The following is a 5,055-nucleotide window of genomic DNA, read 5'->3' on the forward strand; positions in this document are numbered from 1 at the left end:
AGCATATGATTCAGTAGAATGGTTTGAAATTGCTTCTAGCTTAGAATTTAATTTGTTAACTGATATAAATATGCGTAAGGCTAAAAGTATTGAGTCATTTACTGATAAACGATATGAAAATGCTTTGTTTATTCAATCTCCTATAGGATCCAAATTATATAAAAACAGATTGAAAATAGAGCAATTATTCTCTGTATTAAAGGGATTATATAACTTAGAAAACCCAAGACTTTATGGGCAAGCCCGATGCGAACGTCATATAAAATGGGTCTTATTAGCGTACTTAATAGATGAATTTAACAAAAAGCAGCAAGGAATAAAAACTAGAAAATATCCTTGGAATCTATAATTTCTAAGAATATTTTCTTAAATAACCATTTGCAAAAATTAGTTATTCAACAACCTAAAATTGTATATTTAAAATTATTAGATAATTGTCAAAAAAAGTAGAAACGCACAATGCTTATTTAGAAAAAATATAATAATATTTGCTTTTTTTGTTTATTTTATTTTATATTGGGCTAATGTAGATTATTTTGTAAATTTTTAAAAAGAAATTCTTGCCATAATATGTTATAAGCATTTATAATTAACTTACTTTCAATAATAAAAAAATTATATAAATAGGGGAGATAATAATCTAATGAAAAATAAAAAAATAAGACAACTTATAGCAACAGCTATGATAACGACAACATTATCAGCAACGGTGCCTACTGCTATAAATCCAACTGTAGCTTTTGCGAGTGAGACAGTATACAATACGGAACAAGATGCTGCAAATGCTGATTTAGAATTGACTTAATTAATGATGGTACTGAATATGAGATAACTGGATACACCGGCACTAATACGGATGTTACAATACCATCTAAAATTAATGGAAAAAGCGTAACGTCGATAGGTGAGAGTGCATTTGAAGACAAAGGCAATTTAACATCAATAATAATCCCTGAAGGAGTAACAAGTATAGGGTATTCTGCATTTGCTTATTCTTATAATTTAACATCAATAGCAATTCCTAATACTGTGACAAGTATAGGAGGGTCTGCATTTGCTAGTTGTACTAGCTTAACATCAATAGTTATTCCAGAAGGAGTTACACGTATAGGTATTCAAACATTTGACAACTGTACTAGCTTAACAGCAATAACAATTCCTAATAGTGTAACAAGCATAGACCTCGCTGCATTTTATAATTGCACTAGCTTAACATCCGTGGTAATACCAGGAAGTGTAACCAATATAGGGGATAATGCATTTACTCTTTGTACAGGATTAACATCACTAACAATCCAAAATGGAGTAACAAGTATAGGTTATGTTGCATTTTATAACTGTGTTAACTTAACATCAATAACACTCCCAGAAAGTTTAACAAGTATAGGTAATAATGCATTTGATAATATTAATAATTATGCAAAATTTTATGTTCCTAACCAAAGATTATCAGATTTACTTCAGTCATATAAGATAGGAAATATTCAGATTATTGTAGGAAGTCAAAATCAAACATATAAAGTAACATATGATGGGAATGAAAGTACAGGAACTGTACCAACAGATTCAGAAAGCTATGCAGGTGATGCTGTAGCAACAGTATTAGGGAACACAGGAAGTTTAGTAAAGGATGGCTATACATTTGCAGGCTGGAACACAGCAGCAGATGGAAGTGGAACAGATTACGCAGCTGGAAGTAGCTTAGCTATAAGTGATAGTAATGTAACATTATATGCAAAGTGGACAAAAAATCAAGATCAAGATATGGATTCTGAATTTACATATCAATTAATTAATAACGATACCGAATATGAGATAACTGGATACACAGGTACTAATACGGATGTTACAATACCATCTAAAATTAATGGAAAAAATGTAACATCTATAGGTAATCGTGCATTTTATTATTGTAGTGTTTTAAAATCAATAACAATCCCAGAAGGAGTAACAAGCATAGGTAATTTCGCATTTAATTATTGTACTAGCTTAACATCAATAACAATACCCAATAGCGTAACAAGCATAGGCGATTATGCATTTTATGTTTGTGTTAGTTTAACATCAATAGCGATCCCTAATAATGTTACAAGTATAGGTGATTCTGCGTTTATGTACTGCAGTAGCTTAATGTCAATAACAATTCCAGATAGTGTTACAAGTATAAACAATTCTGCATTTGATTATATTAACGATCACTCAATATTATATGTAGATAGCGAAAGATTAGAGGGTTTACTTCAGCCGTATAAGGTAGGAAATATTAAAATTATTGTAGGAAATCAAACATATACAGTAACATATGATGGAAATGGAAGTGAAGGAGGAAGTGTACCAACAGATTCAGGAAGTTATGCAGCTAATGCTACAGCAACAGTATTAGATAATACAAGCTTAGTAAAGGATGGGTATACATTTGCAGGATGGAACACAGCAGCAGATGGAAGTGGAACAGATTACCCAGCTGGAAGTAGCTTAGCTATAAGTGATAGTAATGTAACATTATATGCAAGGTGGACAAAAAATCAAGATATAGATCCTGACTTTACATACCAACTAATTAATAATGATACGGAATATGAGATAACTGGATACACAGGTACTAATAAAGATATTACAATACCATCTCAAATCAATGGGAAAAATGTAACAGTTATAAGTGATTATGCATTTAATGAAAGAAGAGATGTTACATCAATAATAATACCAGATAGTGTAACAAGTATAGGTGATTATGCATTTTATTATTGTACTAATTTAAAATCAATAAAAATACCGGATAGCGTAAAAAGTATAGGTACTCAAGTATTTCGTGATTGTATTAACTTAACATCGATAATAATACCAGATAGTGTAACAAGTATAGGTTATGCTGCATTTTATAATTGTAGAGGCTTAACATCACTAATAGTTCCAAGCAATGTAACCAATATAGAGGGATATGCATTTGGTAACTGTGTCAACTTAACATCAATAACAATACCAGATAGTGTAACAAGTATAGGTGGTAATGCATTTTATAATATTAATTACGATGCAATACTCTATGTAGATAGCCAAAGATTAGCAGATTTACTTCAGCCATATAAGGTAGGAAATATTCAGATTATTGTAGGAAATCAAAATCAAACATACGCAGTAACATATAACGGAAATGGAAATGGAGGTGGAACAGCACCAACAGATTTAGGAAGCTATCAAGCAAATGCCGATGTAACAGTATTGGGCAATACAGATTTGGTAAAGGATGGCTATACATTTGCAGGATGGAACACGGCAGCAGATGGAAGCGGAACAGATTACCCAGCTGGAAGCAGTTTAACTATAGGTAGTGGAAATGTAACATTATATGCGAAGTGGACAAAAAATCAAGATATAGATCCAGGGCTTACATATCAACTAATTAATAATGATACTGAATATTCGATAACTGGATACACAGGTACTAGTACTGATATTACAATACCATCTCAAATCAATGGGAAAAATGTAACAGCTATAGGAGATGATGCATTTAATAGTCATGAGAATTTAAAATCAATAATAATACCAGATAGTGTAACAAGTATAGGTGGTTATGCATTTATTAATTGTGTTAGCTTAAAATCAATAACAATTCCAGATAGTATAACAAGTATAGGCTTTGCAGCATTTTACAACTGTGCAAGTTTAACATCACTAACAATACCAAATAGTGTAACAAATATAGAGGCATATACATTTGGTGATTGCAGCAACTTAACATTAATAACAATTCCGGATAGTGTAACAACTATAGGTCATAATGCATTTTATGCTATTAATAATAATGCAATATTCTATGTGGATAGCCAAAGATTAGCGAATTTACTTCAGCCATATAAGATAGGAAATATTAAAATTATTGTGGGAAATCAAAATGAAACATATACAGTAACATATGATGGAAATGGAAGTACAGGAGGAACTGTACCAACAGATTCGGGAAGTTATGCAGGCGATGCTACGGCAACAGTATTAGAAAATACAGGTAACTTGGTAAAAGATGGCTATACATTTGTAGGATGGAACACAGAAGCAGATGGAAGCGGAATAGATTACTCCGATGGAAGTAGTTTAGCAATAAGTGATAGCAATGTAACATTATATGCGAAGTGGACAAAAAATCAAGATATAGATCCAGGGTTTACATATCAACTAATTAATAATGGTACTGAATATGAAATAACTGGATACACAGGTACTAGTACAGACATAACAATACCTTCCAAAATCAATGGGAAAAATGTGACATCGATAGGCAATAGGGCATTTCAAGAGAAAAGCAATGTAACATCGATAGTGATCCCAGAAGGAGTAACAAACATAGGTTATGCTGCATTTGCTAATTGTAGTGGATTAACAGCAATAACAATACCAAATAGCGTAACAAGCATAGGTGATATCGCATTCTATACTTGTAGTAACTTAAGATCTATAGTAATCCCAGAAGGAGTAACAAGTATAGGACAGTATACATTTGGTGAGTGTAGTGGATTAACATCAGTAACAATACCAAATAGTGTAACAAGTATAGGGGATTCTGCATTTAGTAGATGTAGTAACCTAACATCAATAACAATCCCAGAGAATGTAACAAGTGTAGGTAATTATGCGTTTACTGGTTGTATAGCATTAACGTCAATAACAATGCCAAATAGTGTAACAAGTATAGGTTATGTTGCATTTAATGGTTGTAGTAATTTAACATCAATAATAATACCAGATAGTGTAACCAGTATAGGTGAGTATTCATTTAACAATATTAACAATAATGCTATATTCTATGTAGATAGCCAAAGATTAGCGAATTTACTTCAGGTATATAAGATGGGTAATATTAAAATTATCGTAGGAAATCAAAATGAAACATATATAGTAACATATGCTGGAAATGGAAATACAGAAGGAACTGTGCCAACAGATTCAGGAAATTATGAGACTAATGTTGCAGCAACAGTATTAGATAATACAGGAAGCTTAAAAAGAACTGGATATACATTTGCAGGATGGAATACAGCAGCAGATGGAAAAGGA

3 protein-coding genes are annotated in these 5,055 nt (G+C 31.7%); all 3 read left to right on the plus strand.

Annotation, left to right across the window (positions count from 1 at the left end; translation table 11 throughout):
• Positions 1-349 (plus strand): transposase (locus T483_RS0123675; RefSeq protein ID WP_026889049.1); only part of this gene is annotated, 349 nt, incomplete at its 5' end.
• Between the two features lie 294 nt (positions 350-643).
• Positions 644-805, plus strand: a complete 162-nt coding sequence (locus T483_RS31300) for a hypothetical protein (protein WP_155268538.1) — start codon at positions 644-646, stop codon at positions 803-805.
• Positions 806-876: 71 nt separating this feature from the next.
• Positions 877-5,055 (plus strand): leucine-rich repeat protein (locus T483_RS32300; RefSeq protein ID WP_278247491.1); only part of this gene is annotated, 4,179 nt, incomplete at its 3' end.

The organism is Clostridium beijerinckii HUN142 (genome assembly GCF_000621745.1).
In the GTDB taxonomy this organism is placed as follows: domain Bacteria; phylum Bacillota; class Clostridia; order Clostridiales; family Clostridiaceae; genus Clostridium; species Clostridium beijerinckii_A.

What these genes read in the sequence shown, in the direction of transcription:
- T483_RS31300 (WP_155268538.1), top strand. Translation starts at nt 644, where the DNA reads ATGAAAAATAAAAAAATAAGACAACTTATAGCAACAGCTATGATAACG.